Origin of the sequence: Streptomyces chilikensis (genome assembly GCF_001642695.1) — a bacterium.
In the GTDB taxonomy this organism is placed as follows: domain Bacteria; phylum Actinomycetota; class Actinomycetes; order Streptomycetales; family Streptomycetaceae; genus Streptomyces; species Streptomyces chilikensis.
Window position 1 is genome coordinate 2517264 of record NZ_LWCC02000005.1, and the last position, 13537, is coordinate 2530800.

15 protein-coding genes are annotated in these 13537 nt (G+C 75.4%); 10 read left to right on the forward strand and 5 right to left on the reverse strand.

Annotated elements, in window-relative coordinates:
- The 5 genes from A2U95_RS11300 to fbaA all read left to right on the forward strand — a co-directional run.
- Positions 1–1600: polyamine aminopropyltransferase (locus A2U95_RS11300; RefSeq protein WP_476756102.1), on the forward strand; the 1600-nt coding region annotated here is incomplete at its 5' end.
- Between the two features lie 89 nt (positions 1601–1689).
- Entirely contained in the window at positions 1690–2841 is a 1152-nt protein-coding gene (locus tag A2U95_RS11305; RefSeq protein ID WP_166022004.1) for an SRPBCC domain-containing protein, read from the forward strand.
- Positions 2842–2881: 40 nt separating this feature from the next.
- Positions 2882–3691 carry an aldose epimerase family protein gene (locus tag A2U95_RS11310; RefSeq protein ID WP_166022005.1) on the forward strand — a complete coding sequence of 270 codons (810 nt, stop codon included), beginning with the start codon at positions 2882–2884 and terminating at the stop codon, positions 3689–3691.
- 44 nt (positions 3692–3735) lie between these two features.
- Positions 3736–4284, forward strand: a complete 549-nt coding sequence (gene pyrE / locus A2U95_RS11315) for an orotate phosphoribosyltransferase (RefSeq protein WP_166022006.1) — start codon at positions 3736–3738, stop codon at positions 4282–4284.
- A 218-nt stretch (positions 4285–4502) separates the two neighbouring features.
- On the forward strand, positions 4503–5525 hold the full coding sequence (fbaA, locus tag A2U95_RS11320; RefSeq protein ID WP_166022007.1) for a class II fructose-bisphosphate aldolase: 1023 nt from the start codon (positions 4503–4505) through the stop codon (positions 5523–5525).
- Positions 5526–5854: 329 nt separating this feature from the next.
- Here the strand turns inward: fbaA and A2U95_RS11325 are convergent, their stop codons facing one another.
- Positions 5855–6079: a hypothetical protein gene (locus tag A2U95_RS11325; protein WP_166022008.1), complete on the reverse strand. Its 225-nt coding sequence runs from the start codon at positions 6077–6079 to the stop codon at positions 5855–5857.
- Positions 6080–6271: 192 nt separating this feature from the next.
- Between A2U95_RS11325 and A2U95_RS11330 the strand changes: the two genes are divergently transcribed.
- On the forward strand, positions 6272–6532 hold the full coding sequence (locus tag A2U95_RS11330; protein WP_166022009.1) for a type II toxin-antitoxin system VapB family antitoxin: 261 nt from the start codon (positions 6272–6274) through the stop codon (positions 6530–6532).
- Complete coding sequence (locus A2U95_RS11335; RefSeq protein WP_166022010.1) at positions 6529–6942, forward strand: PIN domain nuclease; 414 nt, start codon at positions 6529–6531, stop codon at positions 6940–6942. The genes A2U95_RS11330 and A2U95_RS11335 overlap by 4 nt, the downstream gene beginning before the upstream one ends.
- A gap of 82 nt (positions 6943–7024) precedes the next feature.
- Here A2U95_RS11335 and A2U95_RS11340 read toward each other — a convergent pair whose 3' ends face one another.
- From A2U95_RS11340 to A2U95_RS11350, 3 genes are all read right to left on the reverse strand, one after another.
- Positions 7025–7444, reverse strand: a complete 420-nt coding sequence (locus tag A2U95_RS11340; protein WP_166022011.1) for a DUF3151 domain-containing protein — start codon at positions 7442–7444, stop codon at positions 7025–7027.
- Positions 7445–7572: 128 nt separating this feature from the next.
- The gene (locus A2U95_RS11345; protein ID WP_166022012.1) at positions 7573–8223 is read right to left on the reverse strand and encodes a response regulator; all 651 of its coding nucleotides are present in this window, start codon (positions 8221–8223) and stop codon (positions 7573–7575) included.
- Positions 8220–9437 carry a sensor histidine kinase gene (locus A2U95_RS11350; protein WP_166022013.1) on the reverse strand — a complete coding sequence of 406 codons (1218 nt, stop codon included), beginning with the start codon at positions 9435–9437 and terminating at the stop codon, positions 8220–8222. The genes A2U95_RS11345 and A2U95_RS11350 overlap by 4 nt, the downstream gene beginning before the upstream one ends.
- Before the next feature lie 156 nt (positions 9438–9593).
- On the opposite strand from A2U95_RS11350, the gene A2U95_RS11355 reads away from it, so the two are divergent.
- Positions 9594–10226: a VanZ family protein gene (locus A2U95_RS11355; RefSeq protein ID WP_166022014.1), complete on the forward strand. Its 633-nt coding sequence runs from the start codon at positions 9594–9596 to the stop codon at positions 10224–10226.
- Between the two features lie 174 nt (positions 10227–10400).
- Here the strand turns inward: A2U95_RS11355 and A2U95_RS11360 are convergent, their stop codons facing one another.
- Positions 10401–11171 carry a PepSY domain-containing protein gene (locus A2U95_RS11360; protein ID WP_166022015.1) on the reverse strand — a complete coding sequence of 257 codons (771 nt, stop codon included), beginning with the start codon at positions 11169–11171 and terminating at the stop codon, positions 10401–10403.
- A gap of 120 nt (positions 11172–11291) precedes the next feature.
- On the opposite strand from A2U95_RS11360, the gene A2U95_RS11365 reads away from it, so the two are divergent.
- Both A2U95_RS11365 and A2U95_RS11370 read left to right on the forward strand, forming a co-directional pair.
- Positions 11292–11975, forward strand: coding sequence for a response regulator transcription factor (locus tag A2U95_RS11365; RefSeq protein WP_166022016.1), 684 nt, complete (start codon positions 11292–11294; stop codon positions 11973–11975).
- A gap of 20 nt (positions 11976–11995) precedes the next feature.
- Positions 11996–13534 (forward strand): sensor histidine kinase, encoded by a 1539-nt coding sequence (locus A2U95_RS11370; RefSeq protein ID WP_240957285.1) that lies wholly within the window; start codon positions 11996–11998, stop codon positions 13532–13534.
- Positions 13535–13537: the final 3 nt, after the last annotated feature.

Below are 13537 nucleotides of genomic sequence, written 5' to 3' on the forward strand. Positions count from 1 at the left end.
GGCGGGCGGTGCCGCGGCGGGCGGTGCCGCGAGCGGCGGCGCGGCGGGCGCGGGTGGTGGCGCGCGGCTGCCGTTGCGGCCGGGGACGGCCCGGTTCCTGGTGCTGGCGGGGGTGTTCGTCTGCGCCGCCTGCGGGCTGGTGTACGAGCTGGAACTCGTCGCGATGGCCTCCTACCTGATGGGCGACTCGGTCACCCAGGCGTCCGTCGTGCTGTCGGTGATGGTCTTCGCGATGGGCCTCGGCTCGCTGGCCGCCAAGCGGCTGCGACGCCGGGCCGCGGCGGCGTTCGGCGCGGTGGAGGCCGCCCTCGCCCTGGTCGGCGGGTGCAGCGCGATGGCGCTCTACGCCGTCTTCGCCTGGACCGGCGCCTGGGGCGGCGTCTGGCGGGACGGACCGAGCCTGGTGCTGGTCACGGTCTCCCTCGCCATGGGGCTGCTGATCGGTGTCGAGGTGCCGCTGCTGATGGAGCTGATCCAGCGGATCCGCCGTCAGGACCCGGGCGGGGCGGTCGCCGACCTGTTCGCCGCCGACTACGTGGGCGCGCTGGTCGGCGGTCTCGCCTTCCCGTTCCTGCTCCTCCCCAGGTTCGGGCAGCTGACCGGGGCGCTGCTGACCGGCGCGGTCAACGCGGTGGTCGGCGCGGCCCTGGTGCTGGGCCTGTTCGGGCGTGACCTCGGCCGGCGGGCCCGCCGGACGCTGCTGATCGCCAACGTGCTGGTGCTGGCGCTGCTCGGCGCCGCGGCCGTGCTCGCGGACGACTTCGAGCGGGCGGCGGGGCGGGCGCTGTACGGCGGCGACGTCCGGGTGGCCGTGCGCACCGGGGCGCAGGACGTGGTGATCACCGGTGGCGGGCCCGGCGGGCGCCCGCCGGGCCTCTACCTGGACGGCACGCTGCGGGTCGACGGCCGGGACGAGCGGCGGTACCACGAGGCGCTGGTCCACCCGGCGATGAACGGTCCGCGGGAGCGGGTGCTGGTGCTCGGCGGCGGGGACGGGCTGGCGGTGCGCGAGGTGCTGCGGCACCCGGGCGTGCGGGAGGTCCACGTGGTGGACGCCGACCCGCGGCTGGTCGGGCTGGCCCGCACCGATCCGGTGCTCGCCGCGCTCAACGGGCACGCCTACGACGACCCGCGGGTGCGGGTCACGGCCGACGACGCGTTCCGGCGGCTGCGGGTGGAGCGGGGCGGGCCGTACGACGTGGTGATCGCCGACCTCCCCGATCCGGGGGACACCGCGAGCGCCAAGCTGTACTCGCGGGAGTTCTACGGGCTGGCCCGCCGGGTGATGGCGCCGGGCGGCCGTCTCGCGGTCCACGCCGGGCCCGTGGCCGGCCGGCCGAGGGCGTACTGGACGGTCGAGGCGACGCTCCGCGCGGCGGGACTGCGGGCGGTGCCGTACCGGGTGACCGGGGCGGGGGAGCGGGAGTGGGGGCTGTTCCTCGCCTCGCCCGGGCCCCGGGTCCCGCCGCTGTCGCCGGCCGCCGGGGGACCGGGGTCGCGCACCGTGAAGGAAGGTTCCCTCAGGGCGGCGGCCAGGGCGGCCGAACGGACCCGCGTCCCGGGGCTGCCCGCCTCGACCCTGGCCCACCCGCGCTACTGACGCCGCCGCCCACCGGGGCGTGCGAAACCTGTGCCGATCGGCCTCCGGCCGGGGTGCGGTTCCCGCTCCCCTCGGTAATGTCGGACCCCATGGAGCATGAGGTGTTCGTCCCGGTCCCCGCCGGCCACCTGACCGCCGCCCTGGCCGACCCCGACCGGGTCGCCCGGGCGCTCCCCGGGCTCCAGCGGGACGCCGCGGCGGAGGGCGTCGCCGGCCGGCTCAAGCTGCGCGTCGGCGGCAGCAGCGTGACGTACCGCGGCTCCCTCGGCGTCACCCGCCAGGACGACGGCGCGTTCACGGTGGAGGCCGAGGGCGCCGAGGCGCGCGGCGACGGCGAGGTCCGGGCCACCGTCCGCGTGACCCTGAGCCCCCGGCCCGACGGCACCCTCCTCCGCTTCCGCGGCACGGCCACCGCGACGGGCCGCGTCACCGGCTTCGAGCCCGCCACCGTGGAGTCGGCCCTGACCCGCCTGCTGGAACGGTTCGCCGGGGACCTGCCGGGGCAGGCAGGAGAGGACACGGACGACGCGGCGGAGGGGAGCGGAACGGTGACGGACGACGGCCACGGCGAGGTGCTGCCGAGCGCGGGCGAGCCCCTGGTGCCGGAGTTCGCCCCCGGCGCGGACGGCGACTTCGACGCCCGCCCCGACGCCGACGACGCCTCCCCCGCGGGAGACGGGGCCGCGGACGCCGGCGCCGCCGCGGCCGGGAGCGACGCCGCGGACGAGGGCGATGCCGCAGCCGGGAGTGACGCCGTGGACGAGGGCGATGCCCCGGCCGGGAGCGAGGCCGCGGGAGAAGGCGCCGCCGCGGACGAGGGAGACGCCGCGCAGGCGCGGGAGGCGGACGACGGCGCCGGGCGCCCCGGAGGCGAGGGCGGCGCCGCGGACGCGGAAGGCGCCGCGGCCCCGCCGCGGCCGTCGGTGTTCGACGCGCCCGTGCCGCCCCCGTCGCTGGACCCGGAGGCGGACCTCGACGACGAGGACGACGAGGACGACGACGTGCTGTTCCCCGAGGAGCCCGGCGCCGTGGCGGACGCCGCGCAGGCGCGGCGGACGATGATCGGGCGCAGCGCGGAGGAGGTCGACCACGCCCCGCCGCGCGGCCGGTACGCGCCGGTGCCGGTGCCGCCGGCCGGTGTGGCGGACCGGACGCTGCGCTGGGTGGCCCCCGCCGCGGCGGCGCTGGCGGTGGCCGCCGGGGCGATCGCCGTGGCCCGCGTCCTGCGCCGTCACCGGTGACCGCGCGGATCCGGCCCCGCCCCCAGTAGGGTCGTGGGCCGTGAGCACCCATGACGACTTCACCCTGACCGCCGGCGACGCGGAGGCGACCGTGAGCCCCGCCAACGGCGGACGGATCACGAGCCTGAGCATCGGCGGCGTGGAACTGCTGCGCCAGGGGGAGCGGTACGGCTGCTTCCCGATGGCCCCCTGGTGCGGCCGGATCCGCGACGGCCGGTTCCGCGACGGCGGCACCGTGCACCGGATGCCGCTGAACGCCGAGCCGCACGCCATCCACGGCACCGCCCGCGACAACGCCTGGCGCACCGCGCGCGAGGAGCGGGACGAGGCGGTCCTCACCCTCGACCTCACCGACCCGTGGCCCTACCCCGCCCGCCTCACCCAGGTGGTGGCGCTGACCGAGGAGTCGCTGACCCTCACCCTGGCGATCGAGACCTACGGCTCCTCGTTCCCGGCGCAGCTCGGCTGGCACCCCTGGTTCAACCGGACCCTGGAGGGCCCGCTCGGCGGCGGCGAGGGCGCGCGGCTGGAGTTCGACCCCGCCTGGCAGGAGGAGCGGGGCGAGGACCACCTCCCCACCGGCCGCCGCCTGGAGAAGCCGCTGCCCGGCCCGTGGGACGACTGCTTCGGCATGCCGCAGGGCGTGGACGTCGCCGTCGTGTGGCCCGGGCGGCTGGAGCTGAGGGTCACCAGCCCGGAGAAGTGGGTGGTGGTCTACGACGAGCAGGAAGCCGCCCTCTGCGTGGAGCCGCAGACCGGCCCGCCCGACGGCCTCAACACCGCCCCGCGCCTGGTCACGCCGCTGGAACCGCTGGAGGCGACCACCACCTGGCGCTGGCGCCGCCTCTGAGCCGGCGTCCGGCGCCGGGCCGCCGCCCAACTAGGCTTGCGGCCATGAGCGACGTTCGCGGCGAGCTGCTGCAGCAGATCAAGGACAAGGCCGTGGTGCACGGCAAGGTGACCCTCTCCTCCGGGCTGGAGGCCGACTACTACATCGACCTCCGCCGCATCACCCTGGACGGGACGGCCGCCCCGCTGGTCGGCCAGGTGCTGCTGGACCTCACCGCGGACCTGGAGTTCGACGCGGTGGGCGGCCTGACCATGGGCGCCGACCCGGTGGCGGCCTCCATGCTGCACGCGGCCGCCGCGCGCGGGCGGAGCCTGGACGCGTTCGTGGTCCGCAAGGCGGCCAAGGCGCACGGCCTGCAGAAGCGGGTCGAGGGCCCGGACATCGCCGGCCGCCGCGTGCTGGTCGTCGAGGACACCTCCACCACCGGCGGTTCGCCGCTGACCGCCGTGGAGGCGGTCCGGGAGGCCGGCGCGCACGTCGTCGCCGTCGTGACGATCGTCGACCGCGCCACCGGCGCCGCGGAGATCATCCAGGACAAGGCGGGCGTCCCCTACCGGTTCGCCTACTCCAAGGACGACCTCGGCCTCGACTGACGCGCCTGCCGGTGAGCCGCCTGCCGGTGCCGGTGCCGCCGGCCGGCGCGTCACCGGCCGTGCGCCGGAAACGCCCGGAACGCCCGCCGCGGGCGCCACTGTCCGGGACGCGCGTTCGGGCGGGGGCCCGCGTCTGGAAAGATGGGTGCCGACGACGACGTCACCAAGGTCAGGGCTGGCAAGGACAAAACCCGCAGAACCATCAAGGAGCGGACAGGATGCCCATCGCAACCCCCGAGGTCTACAACGAGATGCTCGACCGGGCGAAGGCAGGCAAGTTCGCCTACCCGGCCATCAACGTGACCTCCTCCCAGACCCTGCACGCGGCTCTTCGCGGCTTCGCCGAGGCGGAGAGCGACGGCATCATCCAGATCTCGACCGGCGGCGCCGAGTTCGCGGGCGGCCAGTACAGCAAGGACATGGTCACCGGCGCCGTCGCCCTGGCCGAGTTCGCGCACATCGTGGCGGAGAAGTACGACGTCACCGTCGCCCTGCACACCGACCACTGCCCCAAGGACAAGCTGGACGGGTACGTGCGTCCGCTGCTGGCGGTCTCCGAGGAGCGCGTGAAGGCGGGCCGCAACCCGCTCTTCCAGTCGCACATGTGGGACGGTTCGGCGGAGACCCTGGCCGACAACCTGTCGATCGCCCAGGAGCTGCTGGAGCGCGCCCGCGCCGCGAAGATCATCCTCGAGGTCGAGATCACCCCGACCGGTGGCGAGGAGGACGGCGTCACGCACGAGATCAACGACTCCCTCTACACCACGGTCGACGACGCGATCCGCACCGCGGAGGCGCTGGGCCTGGGCGAGAAGGGCCGCTACCTGCTGGCCGCGTCCTTCGGCAACGTGCACGGCGTCTACAAGCCGGGCAACGTGGTGCTCCGTCCCGAGCTGCTGAAGGAGCTCGCGGAGGGCGTCGCCGCCCGCTTCGGCAAGGCCGACCCGTTCGACTTCGTCTTCCACGGCGGCTCCGGCTCCACCGAGCAGGAGATCGCGACCGCGCTGGACAACGGCGTCGTCAAGATGAACATCGACACCGACACCCAGTACGCGTTCACCCGTCCGGTGGCGGACCACATGTTCCGCAACTACGACGGCGTGCTGAAGGTGGACGGCGAGGTCGGCAACAAGAAGACCTACGACCCGCGCACCTGGGGCAAGCTGGCCGAGGCGGGCATGGCGGCCCGCATCGTCGAGGCCTGCCAGAACCTGCGGTCGGCGGGCACGAAGCTGAAGTAGGGCATCACCGCGAAAGGGCCCGCCGACCGGGGTTCCGCCCCGGTCGGCGGGCCCTTTCGCGTGCCGCCCGCCGCGCCGGTCCACCGGTGGGCTCGTTTCCCCGCCCGGTCACTCCTGTTTGCGTACTCCGCGCACCGGATCCGGGCCGGGAGAGGCCATGACCACGGCCGTGCGCGTCGCCGCCCGTCGCCTGCGGCCACCAGGGGCAAGGGCAGGACTGCTCCGGCAGCCGACCCGGGTCCTCCACCGGTGACGCCCGGTCCCTCCCAGGAGACGCCTGCCCTCCACGGTCCGAAACGCGCACAGCCCACATCTGCTCCGGCCTGTACCTACCAGGTTCCGGTGACCTCTTCGTAGAGCTTTCCGAGAACAGTCCGGTTCACCGGAGCGTCGGCCGGTATCCGCAGGGGCGAGCCGTGCAGGTTCGAGTAGCGCTCGTAGCCGAGGAGACCGGGGGAGACGTGTATGTCGAGCGCCGGTGATATGGCCAGCAGGCGGCTGTCGAAGAGGCTGTGGATGTCGGAGCGCAGGCGGGAACACGGCCTCGACGACACCGTCGACCTGTACGGCGCGAAGGGAGCCCTGCGAGCCGCCCGGCTCGCGGACTCCCCTCACCTCACGCTGGCCTGATCTCCTGGACGGTGCCGCTTCCAGCCCCTGCCTCCACAGGTGGTGACCATGGGGCGCTGACGCTAATGTGTAAAGGGTGGATTTCCTTCCCACATGACACACAGGAGGCGGTCCTGATGAGCGTGACCAATGTGGATCTCGATGACGAGGCCCTGGCCGCCGCCGCTGCCATATTCGGCACGAGCACCAAGCGGGACACCATCAACACCGCCCTGCGTGAGGCTGTCCGGCGCCATAATCGCCGGGCCGCGGCCGAGCGCCTTGCCGAAAGGGCGGGACGTGGAGAGTTCGAGCCGACGCGCCGGATGTGGGAGGCGCGCAAAGCCGCCCTGCGTGCCATGGCGGAGGAGCCGGAAGGGCGCGAAGGCGTCGAGTGATCACGTACCTGATCGACACCGGCGCGTACATCGACCTGGTGAGTGAGCCGTTGATCCGGCGGCGGTGGGACGCCGAGATCGAAACGGGAGCCATCGGCATCTGCGAACCCACGCGTATGGAGATCCTGTACAGCGCCAGGAGTCCCTCGCACCGGGACGAGTTGGATGCGGAGCTGTCGGACCTTTTCGGCCGGGTGACGGTCCCCAAGGACGCATGGCGCTGGGTGGACGCGGCACAGTACAAACTGACCCTGAAGGGCCAGCACCGTAGTGCGGGGCCGGTCGATCTGCTCGTGTGCGCCACGGCCGTCCGTCATGGGCTGATCGTGCTGCACCGGGACAACGACTTCGCCACGGTGGCGCGCGTCCTGCCCGAACTCGAGCAGCTGGACATTCGTGGCGGACCATGACCGCTCACGGTGGAGGGGAGTCCGCGAGACACCCACTCGTCTTGCGGACTCCCCTCCCCCGCGCCGGTCTGAGCCGGACGGCTTACGCCGACTTCAGCTCCTCGTACGCCTGCGGGTCGCTGTCCTGGAGGAACTGGCGGCAGCGCTCGGCCTCGTCGGTCTCCTTGACGGCCTCGGCGGCGCGGGCCAGGGCGGCCAGGCAGCGCAGGAAGCCGCGGTTGGCGCGGTGGCTCCACGGCACCGGACCGTGGCCCTTCCAGCCGGCCCGGCGCAGCGCGTCGAGTCCGCGGTGGTAGCCGGTGCGGGCGTAGGCGTAGGACTCCACGGTCCGGCCCGCCTCGAAGGCGTCGTCCGCGAGCATCGCCCAGGCGAGCGAGAACGTCGGGTGCGCGGCCGCCACCTCGGCGGGGCTCGCGGACTCGGCGAGCATCCGGTACGCGTCCTCGTTCTCCGGGAGGTACGTCGGGTCGGGGCCGCCGAGCAGGTTCTTCTGTTCCGTCATGCCCTCAGTCTGCCAGGGCCGCCGCCCGCGGAGGGCAGCCGGACGACGGCCGTGCCGCCTGCCGCGCCGTCGGCGCGCTCCCCGGGGCCCCGGGCCGCGGGGGCGGGCCCGGATCCCGTGGCGCCGGCTCAGCGGGCCAGGCCGGACTCCCAGGCCCAGGCCGCTATCTCGACCCGGTTGCGCAGCCCCAGCTTGGCCTGGATGTGGGTGAGGTGGGTCTTCACCGTGCCCGCGCTGATGTGCAGGGCGGCCGCGACCTCCGTGTTGGTGTGCCCGCGGGAGACGAGGACGGCGACCTCCGTCTCCCGCTGGGAGAGCGGGGAGGAGGGGGCCGGGGCGGCCGCCGGGGCCGGGCGGGCGAACTGCCTCAGCAGCCGGACCGTGATGGACGGGCTGATCAGGGCCTCGCCGGAGGCGGCGGAGCGGACCGCCTCGGCCAGCAGCCGCGGGCCCGCGTCCTTGAGCAGGAAGCCGCAGGCGCCGTGGTGCAGGGCCTGGTGGACGTACTCGTCGTCGTCGAAGGTGGTCACCATGACGACCTTCGGGGCGTGCGCGGCCTGGGGGCGGTGCAGGTGCCGCAGCGCCTCGATGCCGTTCAGGCGCGGCATGCGGATGTCCATGAGGACGACGTCCGGGCGGTGCAGCTCGGCCTGCTGGATCGCCTCGACCCCGTCGGCGGCCTGGGCGACGACCTCGATGCCGTCCTCGGCCGCCAGGATCATGGCCATGCCGGTGCGGACGATCGCCTGGTCGTCCGCGAGGAGGACGCGGATGGTCACGGGTGCACCTGCCGAAGGGGGAGGGGGAGCCGGAGCGCGACCTGCCAGCCGCCCCCCGTGTCCGACGGGCCGTCGGGGACCGGGCCCGCGGTCAGTGTGCCACCGGCCGCGTCGGCCACCTCGCGCAGGCCCCGCAGCCCGTAGCCACCGCCCGCCCGGGTGACGGGCCCCGTCCCGCCCGGCCGTCCGTCGTCGGTGATCCGGGCGCTCACCCGGCGGCGCGAGACGTCCAGGGCGACCTGCACGGCGGTGCAGTCACGGGCGTGCTTGCGGACGTTCGTCAGCGCCTCCATGACCACGCGCTCCACGAGGTGCGCCGCGTCCGCGGGCAGTTCGGCGGCGGGGCCGCTCTCGGTGTACTCCACCCGGACGCCCGGCAGCGCGGCGTCCTCGGCCAGGGCGCGTATCCCGTCCGTGCCCGGGGCCCGGGTGCGCGGGCCGGTGTCCTCGCGCAGGGCGCCGACCATCTCACGCATCGCGGTCAGCGCCTGGGTCCCGGTGTTCTCGATCAGCGCGAGGGCGCCCGCCACCGCCTGCGGGTCCCTGGCCGCGACCGCCCGCGCGCCCTGCGCCTGCACCACGATGCCCGAGACGTGGTGGGCGACGAAGTCGTGCAGGTCGCGGGCGAAGGCGAGCCGCTGTTCGAGCCTGACCTGTTCCTCCCGCTGCCGCCGGGACGCGGTGACCAGCCGTCCGGTGAGGCCGGCGGCCAGGGCGCCGGCGGCCACCAGGGTCAGGACGAGGGCGACGATGCTGCTGCCCTCGTCCACGTCGACCGCCAGCGGGCGCAGGACGACCGCCGTCATCAGCAGCGGCAGGCCGACGACCGTGCCGGTCCGGCTGCCGCGCCGCGCCGTCACGTACAGCAGCGTGATCAGGGCCACCGGTTCGAAGGCGACGTAGAGGTCGGATGCCTGGTCCGGGGCGGAGCCGGGGCCGGCCGCCGCGGCGCCGAGCCGGACCGAGCAGGCGAGCGAGACCAGGGCCGCGCCGCAGGCCGCCCAGGCCTGCGGCCCGCCGCGCAGCCGGAGGCCCACGGCCGGGAGGACCACGGCCCCCGCCGCGCCCGCCGACAGCAGCAGCAGGATCCCGGCGCCCGGCGGGGTGAGGGAGCCGGCACCGAGGTCGGCCAGCAGCGCGAGGCCCAGGACGCAGAGCAGCAGCGCGCCGCCGGCGAACCGGGCGACGGCCGCCGCACGTGGTGATCCGAACATGCCGGTCACTCTAGGCGGGCCCTCCCGCGGGCCCCTCTGCCGAAAGTCGTAGGAGCCCCGGGCGGGATGGGCCTTTCGGGAGATCCGCCGGGCGCGGCCCCGGAACGAGGCTGATCCACGTCAGCGCCGCTCGCTCCGACCGAAGGACCCGCCCCCATGGACATCCGATTCGAAGTGGCTCCCACATTCGTCCTCGGCCCGCTGCTCGTCGTGTTCGCCCTGTTCACCGGCGTGCAGGTGTGGCGGGACGCGTGGAACGTCCGCCACGCCCTGCTCCGGACGGCCGCCGCCGTCCACGCGGCCGCCGTCCTGTCCCTGACGATCTTCCCGCTCAATGTGACCTGGGGGATCTACGCCAACCAGGCCCCCTGGACCGGACAGATCCACTTCGTCCCGCTGTTCGGCGCGGACGTCACCATGATCCCCAACGTGATCATGATGATCCCGGCCGGCTTCCTGTTCCCGCTGCTGTCCCGGCACGCGACCTCGGCGAAGCGGACGGCGCTGCTGACCGGGCTGGTCAGCCTGGGCATCGAGGCCGCCCAGCTGCTGTCGTACGTCGTCCTGAACAACGGCCGCTCCGTCGACGTCAACGACGTCATCGCCAACACCCTCGGCGGGCTCCTCGGTCACCTCCTGCTGACCTTCGCCCTGCGCTCCGAGGCCCTGCGCGGGCCGCTGCTGGCGGCCTCGCTGCCCCGGTCCGCCGCGCTCCAGGCGGACCGGCGGCGGATCACCGCCTCCTCCGGCGGGCCGGTGACGGACCCGATGCCCGGCCACGGCCGCTGAACGGGGTCCCGCCCCACCGGGCGCCGTCGCCCCCCGTGCGGAAGGGGAGCGGCGCCCGGTGAGGGCTCGCACCCGGGCGGGCCGGGACGCCGGCGGACGAGCGGCGGCCGGGGCGCGTCGCCCCGGCCGCCGCTGCGCGCGGTTCCCGCGGCGGTCGCCGCGGTTGCCGCCGGATCAGTCCTCGCGACGGTCGTCGGTGCCGTCGTCCTTGCCGTCGTCGTCCTTGCCGTCGGCGTCCTTGGCGTCGGCGTCGTCGTTGTCGCTCTTGGCGTCGTCCTTGGCGTCGTCGCGGTCGTCGGCCCCGCCGAGGGCGGCCTTCCCGCTGCCGGCGTCGACGAGGACCTCGCGCTCGGTGCCGTCCTCGCCGATCACCTCCACCTCCCAGGCCGGCGCGCCGCTCCGGCCGTCGTCCCGGCCGTCCTCGAAGTCCACCGAGAGGACGCTGCCGGGGACCTCCTTCAGGGCGGCCCCGGCGGCCTCCGCGGCGTCGGTGCCGGCCTTGCGCAGGGCGGCGGCCTCGTCGCGGTCCTCGGTGTCGTCGTCGGCGTCGGAGTCGTCACCGGCGCGGTCGCTGCCGCGCGCCGTGCCGTCGTCCGGGTCGACCAGCACCTCGGTGCGGGTGCCGTCCTTGCCGACGACCTCGACCTCCCAGACGGGCCGGTCGCCGTCCTCGTCGAACTCGGCCGAGGCCACGACGCCCTTCGCCTTCGCCAGGGCCGCGGTGACGGCGGCGCGCACGTCGGTCCTCGGGGCGGCCGCCTCACCGCCCTCGGCGTCGTCGTCGCGGTCCCGGTCGTCCGCGCGGGCGGAGGCGGTGGCGGCCGGGTCGTCCCCGGAGGCGACGGCGACGGCGGCGGCGGTGCCCCCGCCGACCAGGGCGGCGGCCACCAGGGCGGCGAGGGCGGCGCGGCGGCGGCGGGACGGGGTGCGGTCGGCGGAGCTCATGGGGTCCTCCCGTGGAAAGGTGCGGCGTTCTCGACGGACACCACTGTGGACGGGCGACGCTGAAGCGGAGCTGAAGGAAGCTGAAGGCGTCTTCAGGAAGGCTCTGCGACCCTTGTCCGCATGCGCCTGCTGATCGTGGAGGACGAGAAACGCCTGGCCACCGCCCTGGCGAGGGGACTGGCGGCCGAGGGGTTCGCGGTGGACGTCGTGCACGACGGCGCCGAGGGCCTGCACCGGGCCCGGGAGCACTCCTACGACCTGATCGTCCTGGACATCATGCTGCCCGGCATGAACGGTTACCGGGTCTGCTCGGCCCTGCGCGCGTCCGGCGACCGGACGCCGATCCTGATGCTCACCGCCAAGGACGGCGAGTACGACGAGGCCGAGGGGCTGGACACCGGGGCCGACGACTACCTGACCAAGCCGTTCTCCTACGTGGTCCTGCTCGCCCGGATCCGGGCCCTGCTGCGCCGCCGCACCCTCGGCGGCACGCCCGTCCTGCGGCTGGGGGACCTGAGCGTCGACCCGGGGGCGCAGCGGGTGCGGCGCGGCGGGGAGGAGATCGCGCTGACCACGCGGGAGTTCGCCGTCCTGGAGCAACTGGCGCTGCGGGCCGGGGAGGTGGTCTCCAAGGCCGAGATCCTCGAGCACGTGTGGGACTTCGCCTACGACGGCGACCCCAACATCGTCGAGGTGTACGTCAGCACGCTGCGCCGCAAGATCGACGCGCCCTTCGGGGTCCGGTCGATCACCACGGTGCGCGGCGCCGGCTACCGGCTGGAGCGGGACGGGGGGACGCCGTGACGCGGGGCTGGTTCTCGTCGGTGCGCGCCCGTACCGCGCTGGGCGCCACGGTCGTCGTCGCCGTCGCCCTGGCCCTGGCGGGCCTGGCGGTGGTCGAGGTCCTGCGCGGCGGCCTGGCCGACAACACCCGGCTGGTCGCCGAGTCCCGGGCCCGCGAGGTCGCCGTCCAGGTCGCGGTGGAACGCTCCCCGAAGGACGCGGCCGGGCTGGACACCGACGACCCGGTGCAGGTCGTCGACGCCGACGGCACGGTCCTCGCCTCCAGCGACGCCCTCGCCGGCGCCCCGCCGATGAGCGGCGCCGCCCGCCCGGTGCCCGCGCCGCCCGGCGGCTCCGGCGGTGAGGACGCCGGCAGCGGCGACCGGGGCGACGACGACGACCGCGCGGACGACGGGCGGGTCGACGACGACGCCGTCCTCGACCGCGTCTCCCTGGCGGTGGACGACGAGGGCGAGGCGACCTCCGACCCGGGCGAGGCCGAGGGGCGCGCCGACTTCACCGTCGCCGCCCTGCGCGCCGAGGCGGCCGACGGGACGCCCGTGACCGTCTACGCGGGGTCGTCGCTGGCGGTGCAGGAACTGGCGGTGACCGACACCGTCCGGGCGATGCTGGCCGGCCTGCCCGCGCTGCTGGTCGTGGTGGGGGCGGTGACCTGGCTGGTCACCCGCCACGCGCTGCGCCCGGTGGAGGGCATCCGGGCGGAGATGGCGGAGATCACCGGCAGCCGCGACCTGTCCCGCAGGGTGCCGGTGCCGTCCTCGCGCGACGAGGTGGCCCGGCTCGCGGTCACCACCAACGGCACCCTGGCGGCCCTTCAGGAGTCGGTCGAGCGGCAGCGCCGCTTCGTCGCGGACGCCTCGCACGAACTGCGCAGCCCGATCGCCTCGCTGCGCACCCAGGTGGAGGTCGCCGAGGCGCATCCGGAGCTGCTCGAGGTCGGCGAGCTGCTGGAGGACGTGGTGCGGCTCCAGCACCTGGCCGCCGACCTGCTGCTGCTGGCCCGCCTCGACGCGGGGGAGGAGCCCCGCGCCGCGCGGGTGGACCTGGCGGCCCTGGCGCGTGAGGAGACGGCGCGCCGCCCCGGGCCGGTGCGCGCCGGGGAACTGGAGGAGGCGGTCGTGGCGGGCAGCCGCGGCCGGCTGGAACGGGTGCTGGGCAACCTGCTGGACAACGCGCAGCGCCACGCCCGGGAACGGGTCGTCGTGCGGGTGCGCACCGTGCCCGCGGACACGGCGGGCGCGGGACCGGCCGCGGGCCGGGGACCGGGCTGGGCGGTGCTGTCGGTCGAGGACGACGGGCCGGGTGTCCCGGAGGGCGAGCGGGAGCGGGTCTTCGAGCGGTTCGTGCGGCTGGACGACGCCCGCGCGCGCGACGACGGGGGCGCGGGCCTGGGGCTGGCGATCGTCCGCGAGATCGTGACCCGGCACGGAGGGACGATCACGCTCGGCCGGGCGCCGGGCGGCGGCGCCCTCTTCACGGTCCGCCTGCCCCTGGCCGGCCCCGCCGGCGGGGGAGCGGACCGGGGCGGCGCGGCGCGGGCCGCCGTCCCGCGCGGCTGAGGC